This is a genomic window from Streptomyces sp. NPDC055103 (assembly GCF_053607625.1).
The window spans coordinates 1-1089 of the sequence record NZ_JBSGTX010000199.1; the positions used below are offsets into that span (position 1 = coordinate 1).

Sequence of the window (1089 nt, forward strand, 5' to 3'; positions counted from 1 at the left end):
TAAATAAAGGAAGAAAGGTACGCCGATAATGGATGTTACGACCTCAATCGGTGTTTCAAACGGATAGTTGATAAATCTGCTTGCGAGATCACACAGGGTTAAAAAGATTCCGCCCAAAATACAGGAACACGGAATCAGCCTGCTGTAATCAGAGCCGACGAGAAATCTCGTGATATGCGGAACAACCAACCCGACAAACGCAATTTTTCCGGCCAGCGCTACGGCACTGCCGGTTAAAATGATGACGGAAAGCATCGCCATGATTTTAATGGTTTTTTTCTTTTGCCCCAGGCTTTTAGAAATGTCGTCCCCTAATGATACAGCGGTTACCTTTTGGCTGAGAGAAATGGCCATTATAATGCCAATCAGGAAAAACGGAGCGGCAAGCTTCAGGAAATCCGGACTCATTTGATGAAGTCTGGCGCTGTACCAGAAACTGAGATCCTGAGAAATTTGAAAATAAATCGACATGGCCGCTGATAAGCTGCTGAGCAGCATGCTTGTGACTGTGCCGATGATGGCGAGCTGCACGGGGGTAAATCCGTTTGGCATCATGGCGGCAAGGCCGAATACTAACACCGCTCCTAACACTGAGCCGATAAAAGAGTATATCATCATTTCAATATAATATGATAGCTGGAGCAGAACCATGCAAAGCGTAATGATAAACGCTGAACCATCTGAAACACCCATAATGGATGGCGAAGCTAAATAATTGCGTGTAATGCCCTGCATAAGCGCTCCAGAAACAGCAAGGGCTGCCCCTATGAGCAGAGCGCCGGCAGCCCTTGGAATCCGGGAATGCCATATAATTTGATGGTCTGTGTTTCCCGGATCGAAATGAATAAGAGATGTAAAAACAATATCTGTGCTAAGATGCTTTGCCCCATAAAGGATTGAAAGTAAAAGTGACAGCGCTATAGCAAATGGAGAAGTAATCAATATGATACGTGTCCACTGTTTTGAATACATACAAAAACCTACTCTGAATTAGTTTTGTGTCAATTTTTCAGCAGCCGCTTTCAGGAAACGGACTTTGCTCCAAGCTGTGCCGCCTTGTGCGAGAGGGTCCACTGAGTTGACATACAC

At 45.1% G+C, this 1089-nt stretch carries 1 protein-coding gene; it reads right to left on the reverse strand.

Annotated elements, in window-relative coordinates; genetic code table 11:
- Positions 1–972 (reverse strand): FecCD family ABC transporter permease (locus ACWFR1_RS40495; RefSeq protein WP_453561167.1); only part of this gene is annotated, 972 nt, incomplete at its 3' end.
- Between the last annotated feature and the right edge of the window lie 117 nt (positions 973–1089).